The organism is Pseudolabrys sp. Root1462, from assembly GCF_001426945.1.
GTDB lineage: Bacteria > Pseudomonadota > Alphaproteobacteria > Rhizobiales > Xanthobacteraceae > Pseudolabrys.
Map to the genome: position 1 here is coordinate 37,421 of NZ_LMFS01000003.1, position 16,006 is coordinate 53,426.

A 16,006-nucleotide genomic window follows, 5' to 3' on the forward strand; every position below is an offset into this window, starting at 1 on the left:
AACGCAACGCGGTATCTCCCGATTCAATAATCGCAGCGTCTTTTTCGCGGGGGGCTACCTTCCAATATTGCGCAGAGAATTTTGCGCGGATTGAATGACTTAGATTGGATGATCGGCTCAGGACCCGGGAAATGCCTGCGCCCCAGCGATTTCCGATGTCGCGGCAGCGATTTTTTTTAAATAATCGGCTCACATGCCTTAGCCAGTCACGCTCATCGATTCCTGACGACTCATCAACGTGTTGCCGTCCGGGCGGTAAAAAATTTGCGTGGCATGAAAGTCACGCTCGCGCCTCAGGTCCTTATCAAACGTTAAAAGGAAATTGCCCGGCGGCAAGCCTCGTGTATCTTGAAAAGGCGCACGGACATTCCGCTGTGTGCGATCAGAAAAGAGGAACGGCGCTGCGCTCATTGGCAGATGAGAACGGCATTCTGTTGCCCGAAACGGACAATAGCGTTTCTCCAACCTTTCCTGATCGACATGCAAACGATTGACTGTGCGCGGAGACGCCAAGGATGGGAGCGAGGTAGGGAAGCGAACTGGATTGCATCGCGCTGAAACGAAGCGAGATTGGTCCGGCACCGCGACGCTAAGTTTGAAACTCGTTTTCGAACGACACTCGACCTCCTTCGAAATTTGGTGCGCTTCTGAACTGGACTCAGATTTTGAATTTGGATTAGGTTGGCTCGCCGGGATCGAACGTCGGCTGTAGCCGAGCCGAATGTGACCCGGGCGTCAGCCCGCAGTAGGGGGGATATCGAAATGGCCAACACCGGTCCGGAACATTGTTCACGCACCCGCATCGCGGTGCCGTTCCAGTCCGGCTCGTGTAACGCCACCCGCGATATCGCCGCTATCCCTCGGGGCAACGCGCCGCCCCTCCCGTAAAGGCGCAGTTCCTTCCCACCGCATTCGTATCGCACTGCCGTCCCTAGTTTCGGCAGATCCTTTCGCGAAAAGTTGTTGCGTTCCGTTCCGGCGCGTCGGCGGCTCGTCCGCCAGGCCGAGCAACTGCTGTTCGTTCAACCAATCAAGCCAAACAAAGAGAAGAAGAAAATGCCGAACGATGATCAGGAGAGCTGGCTCAGGGTAAAATCGCGGCTGCGCTCGGAAGTCGGTGACGACGTTTTCTCGAGCTGGTTTGCGCGCATGGACCTCGAAGGTCTCGATGACGGCGGCGTCCGCCTGTCGGTGCCGACCCGTTTTCTCAAGAGCTGGATTCAATCCCACTACGCCGAAAAAGTGCTGACCTGCTGGCAGGCCGAACGCAATGAAGTCGGCCGCATCGAGTTGATCGTGCGCTCAGCGGTGCTGAAGAACACCGCGCAGCCGAAGGCCAAAATTGAGCCGGCGGCTATGAACGGCCACGGCGACGGCCGTCATATGAACGGCAACTTCGCCGGCCGTCCCATTCCTGCGGGCGACGCCGCGGTCCACGAAGCGCTCGGCGGCTCGCCGCTCGATGCGCGTCTGACCTTCGACTCGTTCGTGGTCGGCCGCTCCAATACGCTGGCGCAGGCCGCTGCCAAGCAGGTCGCCGCTGCGCGCCGCAACGACCCGGTGCTGTTCAACCCGCTCTACATTCATTCCGGCGTCGGTCTGGGCAAGACGCATCTGTTGCAGTCGATCACTTGGGCCGGGAATGCCGCAGGCGAGCGCAAGGTGCTGTATCTCACGGCCGAGAAATTCATGTACGGCTTCGTCGCCGCGCTGCGCGCGCAGAATGCCATCGCCTTCAAGGAGGCGTTGCGGGGCATTGGTGTACTAGTAATTGACGACCTGCAGTTCCTGCAGGGCAAGTCGACGCAGGCCGAATTCTGCCACACCCTCAATGCGCTCATCGATGCCGGCCGCCAGGTGGTGATCGCGTCCGACCGGCCGCCCTCGGATCTGGAGAGCCTCGATGAGCGCGTGCGCTCGCGCCTCGCCGGCGGGCTCGTCGTCGAAATGGGCGCTCTTGGCGAAGAACTGCGCCTCGAAATCCTCAAGGCCCGCGTGCAGGCCGCCCGCGCGCATCATCCAACCTTCGACGTGCCGCTGCCGGTGCTGGCCTATATCGCCAAGACCGTGACCCATAACGGCCGCGACCTGGAAGGCGCGCTCAACCGCCTGCTGGCCCACTCCAAGCTGACCGGTCAGTCGGTGACGCTGGAAATGGCCGAGCGCGAGGTCAAGGACCTGATCCGGCCGCAGGAACCCAAGCGCGTCAAGATCGAGGACATCCAGCGCATCGTGGCACGGCAGTACAACGTCAGCCGCTCGGACCTGCTGTCGTCGCGCCGTACCGCCAATGTCGTCCGGCCGCGGCAGGTGGCGATGTATCTGGCCAAGACGCTGACCTTGCGGTCCCTGCCGGAAATCGGCCGGCGCTTCGGCGGCCGCGACCACACGACGGTCCTGCACGCCGTGCGCAAGATCGAGGGCCTGGTCGGCAACGACGTCACCCTGTCCGAGGAGATCGAACTCCTGAAGCGCCAGCTTCAGGAGTAGGCGACACCCCCCTCTCCCCCATCCGGGGAGAGGGCGGTCCCCTGGGGATAGGAATGGGGGTTTTGGCCTCCTGCTGCGCCAGCCCTTGCGCAATTGCCCCGCTCTTGCCACCTTTGCCCCCCGGCTTCCGCCGGCTGGCGCCAGTGGGGTGGGTTCTTCGGCGCCGAAGCGGGATTTTCCATGAAAGTAACTGTCGAACGCGCCGAACTCCTCAAGTCGCTGAGCCACGTCTACCGCGTGGTCGAACGGCGCAATACGATTCCGATCCTGTCCAACGTGCTGATCCGCGCCGACAAGGGCAAACTCAGCATGAAGGCGACCGACCTCGACCTTGAGGTTACGGACTCGATCGCCGCCGAGGTCGCGCCGGGCGGCGCCACCACCGTGCCGGCGCACATGTTCTACGACATCGTGCGCAAGCTGCCGGACGGCTCGCAGATCGTGATCGAGGGTTCCGGCGACCGCGCCGTGCTGTCGATCCGTGCCGGACGCTCTCGCTTCACGCTGCAGACCTTGCCCGAAAGCGACTTTCCGGACCTCGCTGCCGGCGAGATGAGCCATTCGTTCAGCCTGCCGGCCGGCGACCTCAAGCGCCTCATCGACAAGACGCAGTTCGCGATCTCGACCGAGGAGACCCGCTACTACCTCAACGGCATATACCTGCACGCCGCGGGCAAGATGCTGCGCGCGGTAGCGACCGACGGCCATCGTCTGGCGCAGGTCGAACTGCCGCTGCCGGAAGGCGCCGTCGGCATGCCGGGCATCATCATCCCCCGGAAGACCGTCGCCGAAGTGCAACGCCTGATCGAAAGCGGCGAAGGCGAAGTCGCCGTCGAATTGTCCGCCGGCAAGATCCGGTTCTCGATCGGCAATGTCGTCCTGATCTCGAAACTGATCGACGGCACCTTCCCCGATTACGGTCGCGTCATCCCGGCCAACAACGACAAGAGCCTGGTCGTCGACAAGAAGGACTTCGAGGCCGCGGTGGATCGCGTCTCCACCGTATCGAGTGAGCGCGGCCGCGCTGTGAAGCTGTCGATCACCGGCGGGCGTCTCGTGCTCTCGGTGACCAATCCGGATTCCGGCAGCGCGACCGAAGAGCTCGAGGTCGACTATGAATCCGATGCGCTCGATATCGGCTTCAACTCGCGCTACCTGCTCGACATCGCCGCGCAGATCGAGGGCGAAGTCGCGGTGCTCAAGCTCGCCGATCCGGGCTCGCCGACGCTGATCCAGGACAAGGACGCCAAAGGCGCGCTCTACGTCCTGATGCCGATGCGCGTGTAAGGCGCTCAGGCGCGACCTTTGCCGGAGTCATCCATGCAGATCGCCATGATCGGGCTCGGCCGCATGGGAGCCAATCTGTCGCGCCGGCTGATCAAGCACGGCCACAAGGTCGTGGTCAGCGATCATTCGGCCGCCGCGATCGAAGCGCTGACGAAGGACGGCGGCACGCCCGCCTCGTCGCTCGAGGACGTCGTCAAGGCGCTTGAGCCGCCGCGCGCCGTCTGGGTCATGCTGCCGGCGGGTGACGCCACCGAGACGACCATCAATCGCCTGGCCGACCTGATGTCGCCCGGCGACATCATCATCGATGGCGGCAATACCAACTGGCGCGACGACCTGCGCCGCGCCGCGGTGCTCAAAGCCCGCGGCATCCATCACGTTGATGTCGGCACCTCCGGCGGCGTCCTGGGCGCGACGTCGGGCTATTGCCTGATGATCGGCGGCGACAAGGACGCGGTGTCGCGTCTGGCGCCGGTTTTCGCCGCACTCGCGCCGGGCGACGGCAAGGTCTCGCGAGGCTCCACCGCACCCGATGGCTGGCTTCACGTCGGTCCGAATGGAGCCGGCCATTTCGTCAAGATGGTGCACAACGGCATCGAATACGGTCTGATGCAGGCCTATGCCGAAGGCTTCCAGATCCTCACCGAAGCCAATGACCCGGCGGTGCCGGAGGCGGAGCGCATGCCGCTCGATATCGCCGCCATTGCCGAAGTCTGGCGTCACGGCAGCATCGTCGAGTCGAAGCTGCTCGACGTTACCGCCAGGGCGCTCGAAGGCGACACGACGCTCGCCGAATTCTCCGGCGCGGTCGATGACACCGGCGAAGGCCGCTGGACCATCCAGACCGCGATCGAGCGCGCCATTCCGGTGATGACGCTGTCGGCCGCGCTTTATGCGCGCTTCCGCTCGCGCAAGCAGCCCAACTTCGCCGACAAGGTGATCTCGGCAATGCGCCGTGGCTTCGGCGGTCATAGCGAAGCGAAGATCGGCGGTAAGGTCGCCGGCAAGTGACGGCCATGTCGGACCCTCGCGCCAGCCACTGGACAGCCGCCATCATCGTGATGGGCGTGTCCGGCGCCGGCAAGAGCACCATCGGCGCGATGCTGTCGCAGCGCCTCAATCGTCCGCTGATCGAAGGCGACACTCTGCATCCGGCGGCCAACATCGCCAAGATGTCGCAAGGTATCCCGCTCGACGACGCGGATCGCCTGCCGTGGCTCAAAGCGATCGCCGCCCGCATCGACGAGGCGCGTACCTCGCACCGGCCGGTGATCGTCACCTGCTCGGCACTCAAGCGCGCTTACCGCGACATCCTCGCCGGCGGTCACGACGACATCGGCTTCGTCTATCTGCGCGGCACCAAGGATCTGATCGCCGGCCGGCTGAAGGCGCGCACCAACCACTTCATGCCCCCCGGCTTGCTCGACAGCCAGTTCGCGGCCTTGCAGGAACCCGGCGAGGACGAGCCGACCATGGCAATCGCCATCGATGCAACGCCAGCGCAGATCGTGGATCGCATCGTCCGTCAGTTTGCGTCGTAGAAAGCAGCCGGGATCGACGAAATAAGCTGCGGATGGCCGGGACAAGTCCGGCCATGACGGCTAAATACACGGACGATGACCGCCGCCTTTCTCCAACGTCTGTCGCTGGTGAACTTCCGCAGCTACCACGCCGCGCAGATCAATCTCGACCGCGCCGGGCCGGTGGTGCTGACCGGACAGAATGGCGCCGGCAAGACCAATCTCATCGAGGCGATCTCGATGCTGACGCCGGGCCGCGGCCTGCGCCGCGCCACGCTCGACGAACTCGCCTTCGCCGAAGGCGACGGCTCCTGGGCGGTATCGGCCGAGATCGAAGGCATGCTGGGCCTCGCCACCCTCGGCACCGGCATCGAGCCGCCGGCCGGCGACGACACGACCAACTCGCGCAAATGCCGCATCGACCGCGAACCGGTATCCTCCGCCGCAGCCTTCGCCGACCATCTTCGCGTAATCTGGCTGACGCCGTCGATGGACCCGCTGTTCACCGGCCCCGCCGCCGACCGCCGCCGCTATCTCGATCGGCTCGTGCTGGCGGTGGATGCGCAGCATTCCAGCCGCGTCTCGGCGCTGGAACGCTCGCTGCGCTCGCGCAACCGCCTGCTCGAGGATCAGCGCAGCGACGCGCATTGGCTCGATGCCATCGAGCACGAGACTGCCGAGGTCGCGGTCGCCGTGTCGGCCGCGCGCTACGAGACCGTCAACCGGCTCAGCGCGGCGCTCGATGCCGCGCGCGACGAGGCGCCGGCTTTCGCCATGCCGCGCATCGCGCTCGAAGGCTGGATGGAAAATCAGTGGCCCGTCAGCAGCGCCCGCGAGGTCGAAGATCGCTATCGTGAATTGCTGCGCGAGAGCCGCGGTCAGGACGCCGCGGCGGGACGCACGCTGGAAGGGCCGCACCGCGCCGATCTGAAAGTATTTCATGTCGGCAAGGGTATTGCTGCGGCCGACGCCTCGACCGGCGAGCAAAAGGCGATGCTGATACGCCTGTCGCTGGCGCACGCTCATCTCATCAAGGACATGACCGGCTACGCGCCGGTGATGCTGCTCGATGAAGTCGTGGCGCACCTCGATCCCGTGCGACGCGCCGCGCTCTACGAAGCTCTGACCTCGATCGGCGCGCAAGTGTGGATGACGGGCGCCGATCCGGCTGCATTTGCCGATATCGCCGATCGCGCGCAGTGGTTCGACGTGAAGCCGGGCGGCATCACCAAGCGTGCCTGAACGGCGAACCGCACGGGGTAAGGTTCCGTTAATCGAGATGTTTTGAAGTTTCGGAAAAAAGGAACAAACCCATACCCGCGATCTTTACCCTGTGATCTCGGTACGCCGTTGGAAATGCTTCGAAAATGGATTTGCCGTCATGTCACAGAAACACGCTTTGCAACTGGATTCGCCGCCGGCTGAAGGCCTGAGATGCGAGATGCATCGCGCCGTCGACAGGATCGGGCGCGAACTCGAGAAGCTCGAGATTCTCGCTGCCGCCATGGCCGCTTTCAGTCGGCCAGTTCCCGAATATGACACCCAGTTCCGGCACCAGCGGCATCTGACCGCCAGCGCCACGGTGCTGCGCAAGAGGTAACAGCTAGAGTTCGCCTGTCAGCGCACGGCGCTGCCGCTCGGATGCGTCGGAGAAGCGACGCAGAGCATGCGACTCCGATAACAAGCCCACGACCTGGCCACGCTCGGCGCTATCGACCACGGGCAACGCTTCGGCTTCGAACTTCTCGAAAGCCTTGATGGCCTCCTGAGCCGACATCTGCTGCAGCAGCACTTCGCCTTTGTGGCGCAAGAGCTCGGTGAGCGGCGTAACCGCGGGCACCTCGGCGGAATGCGCTTCCGCCACCATGACCATGCCGGCGTAGCGGCCGTCTTCGTCGATGGCGATGACCTGATTGGTCGAGCCGAGCGGGAAATTCTCGCGGAACGCCGTCAGCGGCGCTTCCGTGGATGTGGTGCGCACATCCGAGCGCATCATCTGAGCGACGGTCAGGTCGCGGATCCAGCCGACGTCGGCGCCGCCGCGAATGGTTTCGCCGCGCAGATGGAAGCGCCAGGTGGCGAACGAGTACCCGAAGAATTCGCGCGTCACCTGCATCGAGACGATCACCGCGATCAACACCGTCGCCGTAAGCCACAGATCGCCCGTAGTCTCAAGCGCGATGAAGCACATGGTCAACGGACCGCCGATCACGGAGGCAGCCATCGCGCTCATGCCGATGACGGCGTAAGCGTCGGAATTGACCGCGAGCGCCGGCCACAGGGTATTCATGCCGATGGCGAAGAGCTGACCGGCCAGTGCGCCGAGCAGCAGCGAGGCGAAGAACAGGCCGCCGCGGAATCCGGTGCCGAGCGACACGATCGAAGCGAACGACTTGAACAGCAGGAGCGTCGCCAGTGTCGCAACCGGCATTTGGAACAAGGTGGTCAGATGCAGCGCGCCATGTCCGGACGACATCACGCGCGGCGTCACAATGGCCAGCAGGCCGACGATGGCGCCGCCGATCATTGGCCGCAGCCAGGGACGCACGCGCAGACGGCCAAATAGCTGTTCGCAGGCGGCGACGCTGCGCATGATCAGGACGCCGAAACCGGCGGCGAGCAGGCCAAATCCGCCGGCCATGGCGAGATCACGGAACGCGATGGTTGAGACCTGGGCGGCTTCGATGCCGAGGCGATCCGGCGAAAAGGCGGCCGCGGTGAAGTAGCCGAACAGCGCCGCGACGCCGACCGGGGCCAGACTTGATACCGCGTAACTGCCGATGATCAGCTCGAAACCGTAAAAGGCGCCGCCCAGCGGCGCCCCGAAAGCGCCGGCGATGGCGCCGGCGGCGCCGCAGCCGACCAGCAGGCGCATGTCGCTGCGGCGCAGGCGGAAGGCCTGGCCCAGCTTCGACGCCAGGCCGCTCGATAGCTGCGTGTAGCCGGCCTCCAGGCCGACAGAGGCGCCAACGCCGCTCGACCAGACGGTCTGGGCGGCGACGATGAGGCTGCCGCGCATGGACATGCGGCCGCCGTGCAGCGCGTTGGCCTCGATCGGGTCGACCTCGGTGCCGCGCCAGCGCGAAATCCACCAGCTGGTGAGGCCCAGCGCCAGGCCGCCGAGACAGGGGACCAGAAAGGCAAACAGCGGATCGATGGAGGTGCGCCCGGACAGGCGCTCGCCGGGGTCGAGGCCGAAGAAGTGCAGGTGCATGAACGCCACCAGCGCGCCCATGACGGCGACGACCACACCCGCCAGGCCGCCAACCAACGCCGCAAGCAATATGATGCTCGACTCGCGAGCGCGGATGAAGGCGCGCAAGCGGTGGGGAACTTCGAAGCCGTTGAAAGGGCGCATGCGATGGGGCCGGAACGAGCGGCGGATGGGCTCTGCTTAGAAGGCAGGTCGTCTCGCAGCGCAAGCCCGGAATTCAGTGCGCATAGCAACCAATCACGGCGCAAATGGGAAGACGGCAGGCGAGCGATAAAACAATCCGGACCTCGCATGTTGCGGGCGAAATTGAGCGGCAAAAACAGCCCGTTTTCGGCGCCAAAAATGGGGCGGTTTTTGGCTGCTTACCCCTTTAAAAATTGCTTTCAGATCAACATATTAGCATGGATGACTTTGCGCTGTACGCGGGTCATTTTTCGTGTCACACAAACTCACCTTGCTGATTCATTTTCAGCTTCGCTTGAAGGCTAGTCCATGGCTGAACCGGCCCGCGACATCCGACCCGACACCTCCGACTACGGCGCCGACTCGATCAAGGTCCTGAAGGGCCTCGATGCGGTGCGCAAGCGTCCGGGCATGTATATCGGCGACACCGATGACGGCTCCGGCCTCCACCACATGGTCTATGAGGCGGTCGACAACGGCATCGACGAGGCGCTCGCCGGCCACGCCACGGAAGTGTCGGTGACGCTCAATCCCGACGGCTCCTGCACCGTGCGCGACAACGGCCGCGGCATTCCGACCGGCATGCATGCCGAAGGCGTTTCGACCGCCGAGGTCGTGATGACGCAGCTTCACGCCGGCGGCAAATTCGATCAGAACTCCTACAAGGTGTCCGGCGGCCTGCACGGCGTCGGCATTTCGGTCGTCAACGCGCTGTCGACTTGGCTCAAGCTGCGCATCTGGCGCGACGGCAAGGAACACTTCATCGAGTTTCACGACGGCGAAACCGTTGCACCGCTCGCCGTGGTCGGCGACGCCAACGGCCAGAAGGGCACCGAGGTGACCTTCCTGCCGTCGCCGAAAACCTTCACGATGGTGGAGTTCGACTTCGCCACCCTTGAGCATCGCCTGCGCGAGCTCGCCTTCCTCAATTCAGGCGTCTCGGTGGTGCTGACCGACGCGCGGCACGCGGTCGAAAAGCGCGAGGAGATGAAATACGAAGGCGGCGTCGAAGCCTTCGTGCAATTCCTCGATCGCAACAAGTCGCCACTGATCCCGAAGCCGGTGATGATCCGCGCCGAAAAGGACGGGATCACGGTGGAATGCGCGATGTGGTGGAACGACGCCTACCACGAGAACGTGCTGTGCTTCACCAACAACATCCCGCAGCGCGACGGCGGCACGCATCTCGCCGGCTTCCGCGGCGCGCTGACGCGTCAGGTGACGCAATATGCCGAAACCATCGGCACCACGAAAAAGGAAAAAGTCGCGCTGACCGGCGACGACTGCCGCGAAGGTTTGACCGCGGTGCTCTCGGTGAAGGTGCCGGATCCGAAGTTCTCGTCGCAGACCAAGGACAAGCTGGTCTCGTCCGAAGTGCGGCCGGTGGTCGAAAACGTCGTCAATCAGGCGCTGCAGGACTGGTTTGAAACCCATCCGCAGGAAGCCAGGATCATCGTCGGCAAGGTGGTGGAAGCCGCCGCGGCCCGCGAAGCCGCTCGCAAGGCGCGCGACCTGACGCGCCGCAAGGGCGCGCTCGACATTTCGTCGCTGCCCGGCAAGCTTGCCGACTGCCAGGAGCGCGACCCGGCGAAGTCAGAACTGTTCATCGTCGAGGGCGACTCGGCCGGTGGCTCCGCCAAGCAGGGCCGCAACCGCGAATTCCAGGCCGTGCTGCCGCTTCGCGGCAAGATCCTGAACGTGGAACGCGCGCGTTTCGACAAGATGCTGGGCAGCCAGGAAATCGGCACGCTGATCACGGCGCTCGGCACCGGCATCGGCCGCGACGAGTTCAACGCCGACAAGCTGCGATACCACAAGATCATCATCATGACGGACGCCGACGTCGACGGCGCCCACATCCGCACGCTGCTGCTGACCTTCTTCTTCCGGCAGATGCCGGAGCTGATCGAGCGCGGATATATCTACATCGCGCAGCCGCCGCTCTATAAGGTCAACCGTGGCAAGTCCGAACAGTACCTCAAGGACGAGCGCGCGCTGGAAGATTACCTGATCGGCACCGGCGTCGAGGAAGCCGTGCTCAAGCTCGCCAGCGGCGAAGAGCGCGCCGGCGAAGATCTGCGCAAGCTGGTCGAGGAAGCGCGCATCATCCGCAATCTGCTCGGCGGCCTGCACTCGCGCTATAACCGCCAGGTCGTCGAACAGGCCGCCATTCTCGGCGTGCTCAATCCGGAAATCTTCGGCAATGCCGAAACAGCGAGAGCCGCGGCGCCGTTCATCGCCAAGCGCCTCAACGTGCTGGCCGAAGAAACCGAACGCGGCTGGGAAGGCGAATTCACCGAGCAGGACGGCTTCGTGTTCAGCCGCACCGTGCGCGGCGTCAAGAGCGTCGCCATCATCGACCATGCCCTGCTCGGCTCAGCCGACGCGCGCAAGCTCGATGAGCATGCCGTGTCGCTGCAGAAGGTCTATGAGAAGCCGGGCACCTTGCGCCGCAAGGATGAGAGTTGGGCGATCTACGGACCGGTCGGCCTGTTCGAAGCCATCACCGGCGCCGGACGCAAAGGCGTGTCGATGCAGCGCTACAAAGGTCTCGGCGAGATGAACCCGGAGCAGCTCTGGGAGACGACGCTGGACGTCAATGCCCGCTCGCTGCTGCAGGTGCGCATCAAGGAAGTCGACGAAGCCAACGTGCTGTTCGACCAGCTGATGGGCGACGTCGTCGAGCCGCGCCGCCAGTTCATCCAGGACAATGCGCTCTCGGCCAGCGTCGACGTCTAGTCCGCCATCGTCATGTCGGGTAACGCATAAGCGTAGATTCGCGGCGGGGAGTGCGGCGGAGCTGGTCGGTTCGTAACGGAATGCTGGTGTCAGAAGGCCTTCCCGTCTTAGCTCCTATTTTCCTTTTAGCGCGTCCTTGACCGTGTCTTTGAGGCCGCCGATGGCGTTCTGAACCTTGCCCTCGACCTTGTCGGCCTTGCCTTCCGCCTCCAGTTTGGAGTCACCGGCAGCCTTGCCGACGGCCTGCTTCACCGCGCCTTTGACTTGCTTTGCCGATCCGATAACCCTGTTTTTGTCGATCATTTGATCCTCTATTTCTAGGAATTGTCACGGACGGACGCTCGTTTTGACGCTATCGATTCCGATCACTAGCGGCGGGCGTCGCCGATCTGACAGAAGGCATGCTGTGACTGACATTTTGCGCGCGCTTCCTCGCGGTTCTTGCCAGTCGCAGTACAAGTCGTGCGGGAAAGCACGATCGGAAAGGCAGGGCATGCGACTTCAAACTTGTATCCGGTGAGATTGCGCCAGGCCCGCTTCACTTTCTGCTTCACGGTCTCAGGCTTCTTCTTTTCTTGCACGAGCTGGATGGCGGACAATCCATCGATGCGAGAAAGACCAACCTGCGGCATCGCTCCAGCGTTGAGCGGCATGATCAGAACAGCGACTGCGAGCGCAAGTGCAGAGAAACCATTGCAATTCATTTTCATCGAAGATGACCCCCCTTGTTTGAATATCGAGTGCAATTTTAGCTGACATTATTTCGCAACTCCGGTGGCCCCGGATTGACCCAAATCAACTATGTCGGGTGCCGGCGTAGTCTAATTATTGCAATGGGTCTTGCCGGCTTGGCTCAAGTGACAAATGAGATTCCACGGGTAAAAAGGCGGGGAATCATAATTATTCATAAAGAGTTACGTACGACGCCGACTGCCGTTCCCTCGACGGCCTCACCGCCGGTTTCAACAACCGGCGCATTGCCCAGTTGTCCGTTGCTCTGCGATCTCGCTTTATGAAAAAGAAATGATCTCGCATGCCATCACACGCCGAATGGCCGTTCTACCCTGCGTTCGGATATCGGCCCAGCGCTGACGGACAACTAAACGGAGGTTGTTATGAAGGGCTTTGTACAGGACATCGAGGATCTCGCTGTCAAGAACAATGAGTTTCGCCGGGTTCTCTACACGGCAAAGCACTGCCAACTTGTCCTCATGGCGTTACGGCCCAAAGAAGAAATCGGGGCTGAAGTGCACAAACTCGACCAGTTCTTTCGCGTTGAGGAAGGGACGGGCGAGGCGGTTCTCGATGGCGTTCGGACGGCGATTAAGGCGGGATTTGCGGTCGTCGTTCCGGCCGGCGCCAAGCACAACATCATCAATACCGGCAGTGTCCCGCTGAAGCTCTACACGCTGTATTCGCCGCCGAATCATCGAGATGGAGTCGTTCACCATACCCGCGCCGACGCAGAGGCAGACAACGAACACTTCGACGGCAAAACGACGGAATAAAAGGCCGGCCGGGTACTGAACCATTCGTTGCTAATATAAGCCTGAACTGGCTTTAATGCGAATGTGCGACAAGGCACAATTCAGCATCGGCATGCCCAGACAGGATATCCATCGTGCCGACCGAAGAGGATAAATCCAAGGAGCAGAAAGCGGCGGAGTTGGAGGTCGATAGCTTCCGGAAAGACCTCGGGCCGTTCGTCGTCGCCGCTGAAACGACGCGCATGGCGATGGTGTTTACGGATGCCAAAGAAGCCAGCCACCCGCTCATTTTTGCCAATGATAGTTTCCTGTCATTATCGGGCTACACCCGCGAGGAGACGCTCGGTCGGAATTTCGACTTCTTGCTGGACAGCCCGGCGAGTGTCGAAGCGCGGCGGCAAGTTGAAGCTGCGTTTGCCGGCGGTTCCCAAGGGGATATTGAGATTTGTTTTCGCCGGAAGGACGGCAGCAAGTTCTGGGCCGCCACCCTCGTCAGCCCGGTTCGCGACAAAGGCGGTGATATTGTCCAGCACTTCGTCTCGTTCGTGGATGTGTCCAAGCACATGCAGGAGGAAGAGCACCTCCGGTTTTTGCTGGCCGAATTAAATCACCGCACTCAGAACACGCTCGCGACCGTACAGGCGATCGCCGTGCAGACATTGCGTGGCGCGGCAGACAAAGAGGTCGTCCAAGCCTTTGAAGGACGAATTCTGGCGCTGTCAAAGGCCCATAGCCTGTTGGGCAGCAAGCATTGGCGGGCTGTTGGCCTGCACGAAATCACTGATCGAATATTGCAGCCCTTTGGCCTCAACGACCGCCGAATTGCCCATTTTTCAATTAAGGGCGACGACGTCCGCCTGGAGCCAAAGGCGGCGCTGACCCTAGCCATGGTGTTCCACGAACTGGCGACCAATGCGGCAAAATACGGCGCGCTCTCCGACGACGCCGCTGGCAAGGTCGATATCACCTGGCAAGTCGAGCCGACCGCGCAAGGTGAGCGGTTGCGGCTGCGATGGCAGGAAAGCGGTGGGCCGCCGGTGACACCGCCCCGCCGAAAGGGCTTTGGATCGCGCCTGATCGAGGGCGGACTGGCGCGGGACCTTGATGGCGAAGTCCGCCTCGACTACGACCCCGCGGGCTTGGTTTGCCAGATCACCATGCCTGTTCCGCGGCCGGCGGTTGAATGAGCCATGAGTAGTCCCCTCTCCGGCCGCACAGTTCTCGTCGTCGAGGACGAGATGCTGGTGGCATGGCTGCTCGAAGACATGCTCGTGGATTTAGGCTGCGTGGTCATTGGCCCCGCTGCCAAAGTCAATCATGCGTTGATGATGATCCAGGCTAACGCCATCGACATCGCGGTACTTGACGTCAATCTCAACGGGGAGACGAGTTACCCTATAGCCGATGCGCTCGCCGCGCGTGGCGTGCCGTTTGCTTTTGTGACCGGCTATGACAAGGACAGAATGCCAGATGGCTACCGAGCCTTTTCGGTATTGCAGAAGCCATTTCATCGGGCGGAATTAAGCGCCACGCTGACAAGACTACTATTGCCATAGGGACCGCCCGTGGAGTTGGCACCGGCGCGGAGTCCGCGCCGCGCCAAGAGTCCGCATGAGCCTTTGCGGAACTCGTCGTTAGCCGGCAGCGCTGCCTAATGCCTCGCGCATATTGGAAGGGTCACTTACGCCTGCTTTTGCTGACGTGTCCCATCGAGCTGATTCCGTCGTCACTGTTCTGCCTCCCGTGCGGCCAAGGCGGCGCGGGCGCGCTTTGATCCCGACAACAGCACGACGCCGCCGAGCACGCTGGTAACGGCGAGGATGGCGATCACCATCAGCGTGCCGCTGCCCTTGCCCAGGCTGATGCCGGACGAAATAATCGCGCCGATTCCGAGTTGCATGAAGCCCAGCAACGCTGCCGCGCTGCCGACGTTGCGCTTGAACGGCGACAGCGCCATCGACGAGCCGTTCGGACTGATGATGCCAAGACAACTCAGGCAGATGAAGAACAGCGCGATCGTGCCGTAGAGGCCGACGAAGCCGGCCCAGATGCCGATTGCGAAGGTCACGCTGGCGACGACCTGCACCGTCACCATCGTCGCGAAGAGGTTCTGGCTGGAAAACTTCTTCAGCAGCAGCACATTCACCTGGCTGGCGCCGATCAGCCCCGCCGCGAGCGCGGCGAAGACGCTGCTGTAGGCGCCAGGGGACAGGTGGAAGTCGCCCATGAAGACGATCGGCGAGCCGGCGACATAGGCGAACAGCCCGGAGAACGACAAGGCGCCGGCGAGCGCGTAAGTCGTGAACGCCGGGTGGCGCGCGATGGCGGCGTATTCGCGCAGAATCGGTCCTGGCTTAAGCGAGATGCCGCGGTCCGGCCGATGGCCTTCCGGCAGCAGGAACCACGTCAGCGCCAGGATGACGGAGACGACGGCGAACAGCACCAGGAACACAGCGCGCCAGCCCCATAGAGCGACGACGAAGCCACCGACCGTCGGCGCGGCGAGTGGCGATACCGCGATGAACAGGAACAGTGACGACAGGATGCGCGCGCTTTGCCGCGGCGGAAAGAAATCGCGCACCATTGCCAATGAAGCCACCTGCGCGCCGCAGCCGCCGAGACCCTGCAGGAAACGCATCGCCACCAGCATTTCGATGCCGGTCGATAATGCGCAGCCGACCGAGGCGGCGAGAAACAGCAACAAGCCAAATGCCAGAGGCGGCTTGCGTCCGAAACGGTCAAGCAAGGGGCCGTAGAATAACTGGCCGCTGGCCAGGCCGATGAAGTAGGCCGACAAGGTCAGCGAGATGGCGCTCGTAGGCACGCCGAAATCGCTGGCGACCTTCAGATAGGCCGTCAAATACATATCGATGCTGAACGGGCTGACGACGCTCAGGCTGCCGAGCAGGCAGAGGATGAACAGCGGCGAGCGTTGCGGACGAGAATCGGATTCCATCGGCGCACGTGTAGCCGATAATCGCGGGCACCGCGATCACGGCGCGCTGCGGTGTACACCGAAGGATCTATCGGTGTCCGAACGTCCTCGGAACGGTGAAGCCTCGGAGCGGAACTGCCGCCCCGAGCTT

The 16,006-nt window shown here is 62.8% G+C and carries 14 protein-coding genes; 10 read left to right on the forward strand and 4 right to left on the reverse strand.

The features are described 5' to 3' along the window. Positions 1–1,056: 1,056 nt before the first annotated feature. From dnaA to ASD45_RS16895, 6 genes are all read left to right on the forward strand, one after another. On the forward strand, positions 1,057–2,490 hold the full coding sequence (gene dnaA / locus ASD45_RS16870; protein ID WP_056913559.1) for a chromosomal replication initiator protein DnaA: 1,434 nt from the start codon (positions 1,057–1,059) through the stop codon (positions 2,488–2,490). Positions 2,491–2,670: 180 nt separating this feature from the next. Continuing rightward, positions 2,671–3,777 carry a DNA polymerase III subunit beta gene (dnaN, locus tag ASD45_RS16875; RefSeq protein WP_056912873.1) on the forward strand — a complete coding sequence of 369 codons (1,107 nt, stop codon included), beginning with the start codon at positions 2,671–2,673 and terminating at the stop codon, positions 3,775–3,777. Positions 3,778–3,810: 33 nt separating this feature from the next. Then, complete coding sequence (gene gnd, locus ASD45_RS16880) at positions 3,811–4,788, forward strand: phosphogluconate dehydrogenase (NAD(+)-dependent, decarboxylating) (protein WP_056912874.1); 978 nt, start codon at positions 3,811–3,813, stop codon at positions 4,786–4,788. Positions 4,789–4,793: 5 nt separating this feature from the next. Then, positions 4,794–5,318: a gluconokinase gene (locus tag ASD45_RS16885; protein WP_056913560.1), complete on the forward strand. Its 525-nt coding sequence runs from the start codon at positions 4,794–4,796 to the stop codon at positions 5,316–5,318. Positions 5,319–5,393: 75 nt separating this feature from the next. Beyond that, positions 5,394–6,539, forward strand: coding sequence for a DNA replication/repair protein RecF (gene recF, locus ASD45_RS16890; protein WP_056912875.1), 1,146 nt, complete (start codon positions 5,394–5,396; stop codon positions 6,537–6,539). Positions 6,540–6,678: 139 nt separating this feature from the next. After that, positions 6,679–6,897: a hypothetical protein gene (locus ASD45_RS16895; RefSeq protein ID WP_056912876.1), complete on the forward strand. Its 219-nt coding sequence runs from the start codon at positions 6,679–6,681 to the stop codon at positions 6,895–6,897. A gap of 3 nt (positions 6,898–6,900) precedes the next feature. On the opposite strand, the gene ASD45_RS16900 is transcribed toward ASD45_RS16895, so the two are convergent. After that, positions 6,901–8,655 carry a chloride channel protein gene (locus tag ASD45_RS16900; RefSeq protein WP_056912877.1) on the reverse strand — a complete coding sequence of 585 codons (1,755 nt, stop codon included), beginning with the start codon at positions 8,653–8,655 and terminating at the stop codon, positions 6,901–6,903. 348 nt (positions 8,656–9,003) lie between these two features. Between ASD45_RS16900 and gyrB the strand changes: the two genes are divergently transcribed. Then, positions 9,004–11,433, forward strand: coding sequence for a DNA topoisomerase (ATP-hydrolyzing) subunit B (gene gyrB, locus ASD45_RS16905; protein ID WP_056912878.1), 2,430 nt, complete (start codon positions 9,004–9,006; stop codon positions 11,431–11,433). 114 nt (positions 11,434–11,547) lie between these two features. Here gyrB and ASD45_RS16910 read toward each other — a convergent pair whose 3' ends face one another. Beyond that, entirely contained in the window at positions 11,548–11,733 is a 186-nt protein-coding gene (locus ASD45_RS16910; RefSeq protein WP_056913561.1) for a CsbD family protein, read from the reverse strand. Between the two features lie 68 nt (positions 11,734–11,801). Further along, a complete protein-coding gene (locus ASD45_RS16915) occupies positions 11,802–12,143 on the reverse strand; it encodes a hypothetical protein (protein WP_056912879.1) in 342 nt (113 codons plus the stop codon). A gap of 405 nt (positions 12,144–12,548) precedes the next feature. Here ASD45_RS16915 and ASD45_RS16920 point away from each other — a divergent pair, with 405 nt between their 5' ends. The 3 genes from ASD45_RS16920 (at position 12,549) to ASD45_RS16930 (ending at position 14,476) form a co-directional block, all read left to right on the forward strand. Beyond that, on the forward strand, positions 12,549–12,941 hold the full coding sequence (locus ASD45_RS16920) for a cupin domain-containing protein (RefSeq protein WP_056912880.1): 393 nt from the start codon (positions 12,549–12,551) through the stop codon (positions 12,939–12,941). Between the two features lie 113 nt (positions 12,942–13,054). After that, on the forward strand, positions 13,055–14,107 hold the full coding sequence (locus ASD45_RS16925) for an HWE histidine kinase domain-containing protein (RefSeq protein ID WP_056912881.1): 1,053 nt from the start codon (positions 13,055–13,057) through the stop codon (positions 14,105–14,107). A gap of 3 nt (positions 14,108–14,110) precedes the next feature. Next, on the forward strand, positions 14,111–14,476 hold the full coding sequence (locus tag ASD45_RS16930) for a response regulator (protein ID WP_056912882.1): 366 nt from the start codon (positions 14,111–14,113) through the stop codon (positions 14,474–14,476). A 170-nt stretch (positions 14,477–14,646) separates the two neighbouring features. On the opposite strand, the gene ASD45_RS16935 is transcribed toward ASD45_RS16930, so the two are convergent. Next, positions 14,647–15,876, reverse strand: a complete 1,230-nt coding sequence (locus ASD45_RS16935) for a multidrug effflux MFS transporter (RefSeq protein WP_056912883.1) — start codon at positions 15,874–15,876, stop codon at positions 14,647–14,649. Positions 15,877–16,006: the final 130 nt, after the last annotated feature.

Excerpts from the sequence above, each read along its gene's own strand:
- dnaA (WP_056913559.1), top strand. The coding sequence starts at position 1,057 with ATGCCGAACGATGATCAGGAGAGCTGGCTCAGGGTAAAATCGCGGCTG.
- dnaN (WP_056912873.1), top strand. The coding sequence starts at position 2,671 with ATGAAAGTAACTGTCGAACGCGCCGAACTCCTCAAGTCGCTGAGCCAC.
- gnd (WP_056912874.1), top strand. The coding sequence starts at position 3,811 with ATGCAGATCGCCATGATCGGGCTCGGCCGCATGGGAGCCAATCTGTCG.
- ASD45_RS16885 (WP_056913560.1), top strand. The coding sequence starts at position 4,794 with ATGTCGGACCCTCGCGCCAGCCACTGGACAGCCGCCATCATCGTGATG.
- recF (WP_056912875.1), top strand. The coding sequence starts at position 5,394 with ATGACCGCCGCCTTTCTCCAACGTCTGTCGCTGGTGAACTTCCGCAGC.
- ASD45_RS16895 (WP_056912876.1), top strand. The coding sequence starts at position 6,679 with ATGTCACAGAAACACGCTTTGCAACTGGATTCGCCGCCGGCTGAAGGC.
- ASD45_RS16900 (WP_056912877.1), bottom strand. The coding sequence starts at position 8,655 with ATGCGCCCTTTCAACGGCTTCGAAGTTCCCCACCGCTTGCGCGCCTTC.
- gyrB (WP_056912878.1), top strand. The coding sequence starts at position 9,004 with ATGGCTGAACCGGCCCGCGACATCCGACCCGACACCTCCGACTACGGC.
- ASD45_RS16915 (WP_056912879.1), bottom strand. The coding sequence starts at position 12,143 with ATGAAAATGAATTGCAATGGTTTCTCTGCACTTGCGCTCGCAGTCGCT.
- ASD45_RS16920 (WP_056912880.1), top strand. The coding sequence starts at position 12,549 with ATGAAGGGCTTTGTACAGGACATCGAGGATCTCGCTGTCAAGAACAAT.
- ASD45_RS16930 (WP_056912882.1), top strand. The coding sequence starts at position 14,111 with ATGAGTAGTCCCCTCTCCGGCCGCACAGTTCTCGTCGTCGAGGACGAG.
- ASD45_RS16935 (WP_056912883.1), bottom strand. The coding sequence starts at position 15,876 with ATGGAATCCGATTCTCGTCCGCAACGCTCGCCGCTGTTCATCCTCTGC.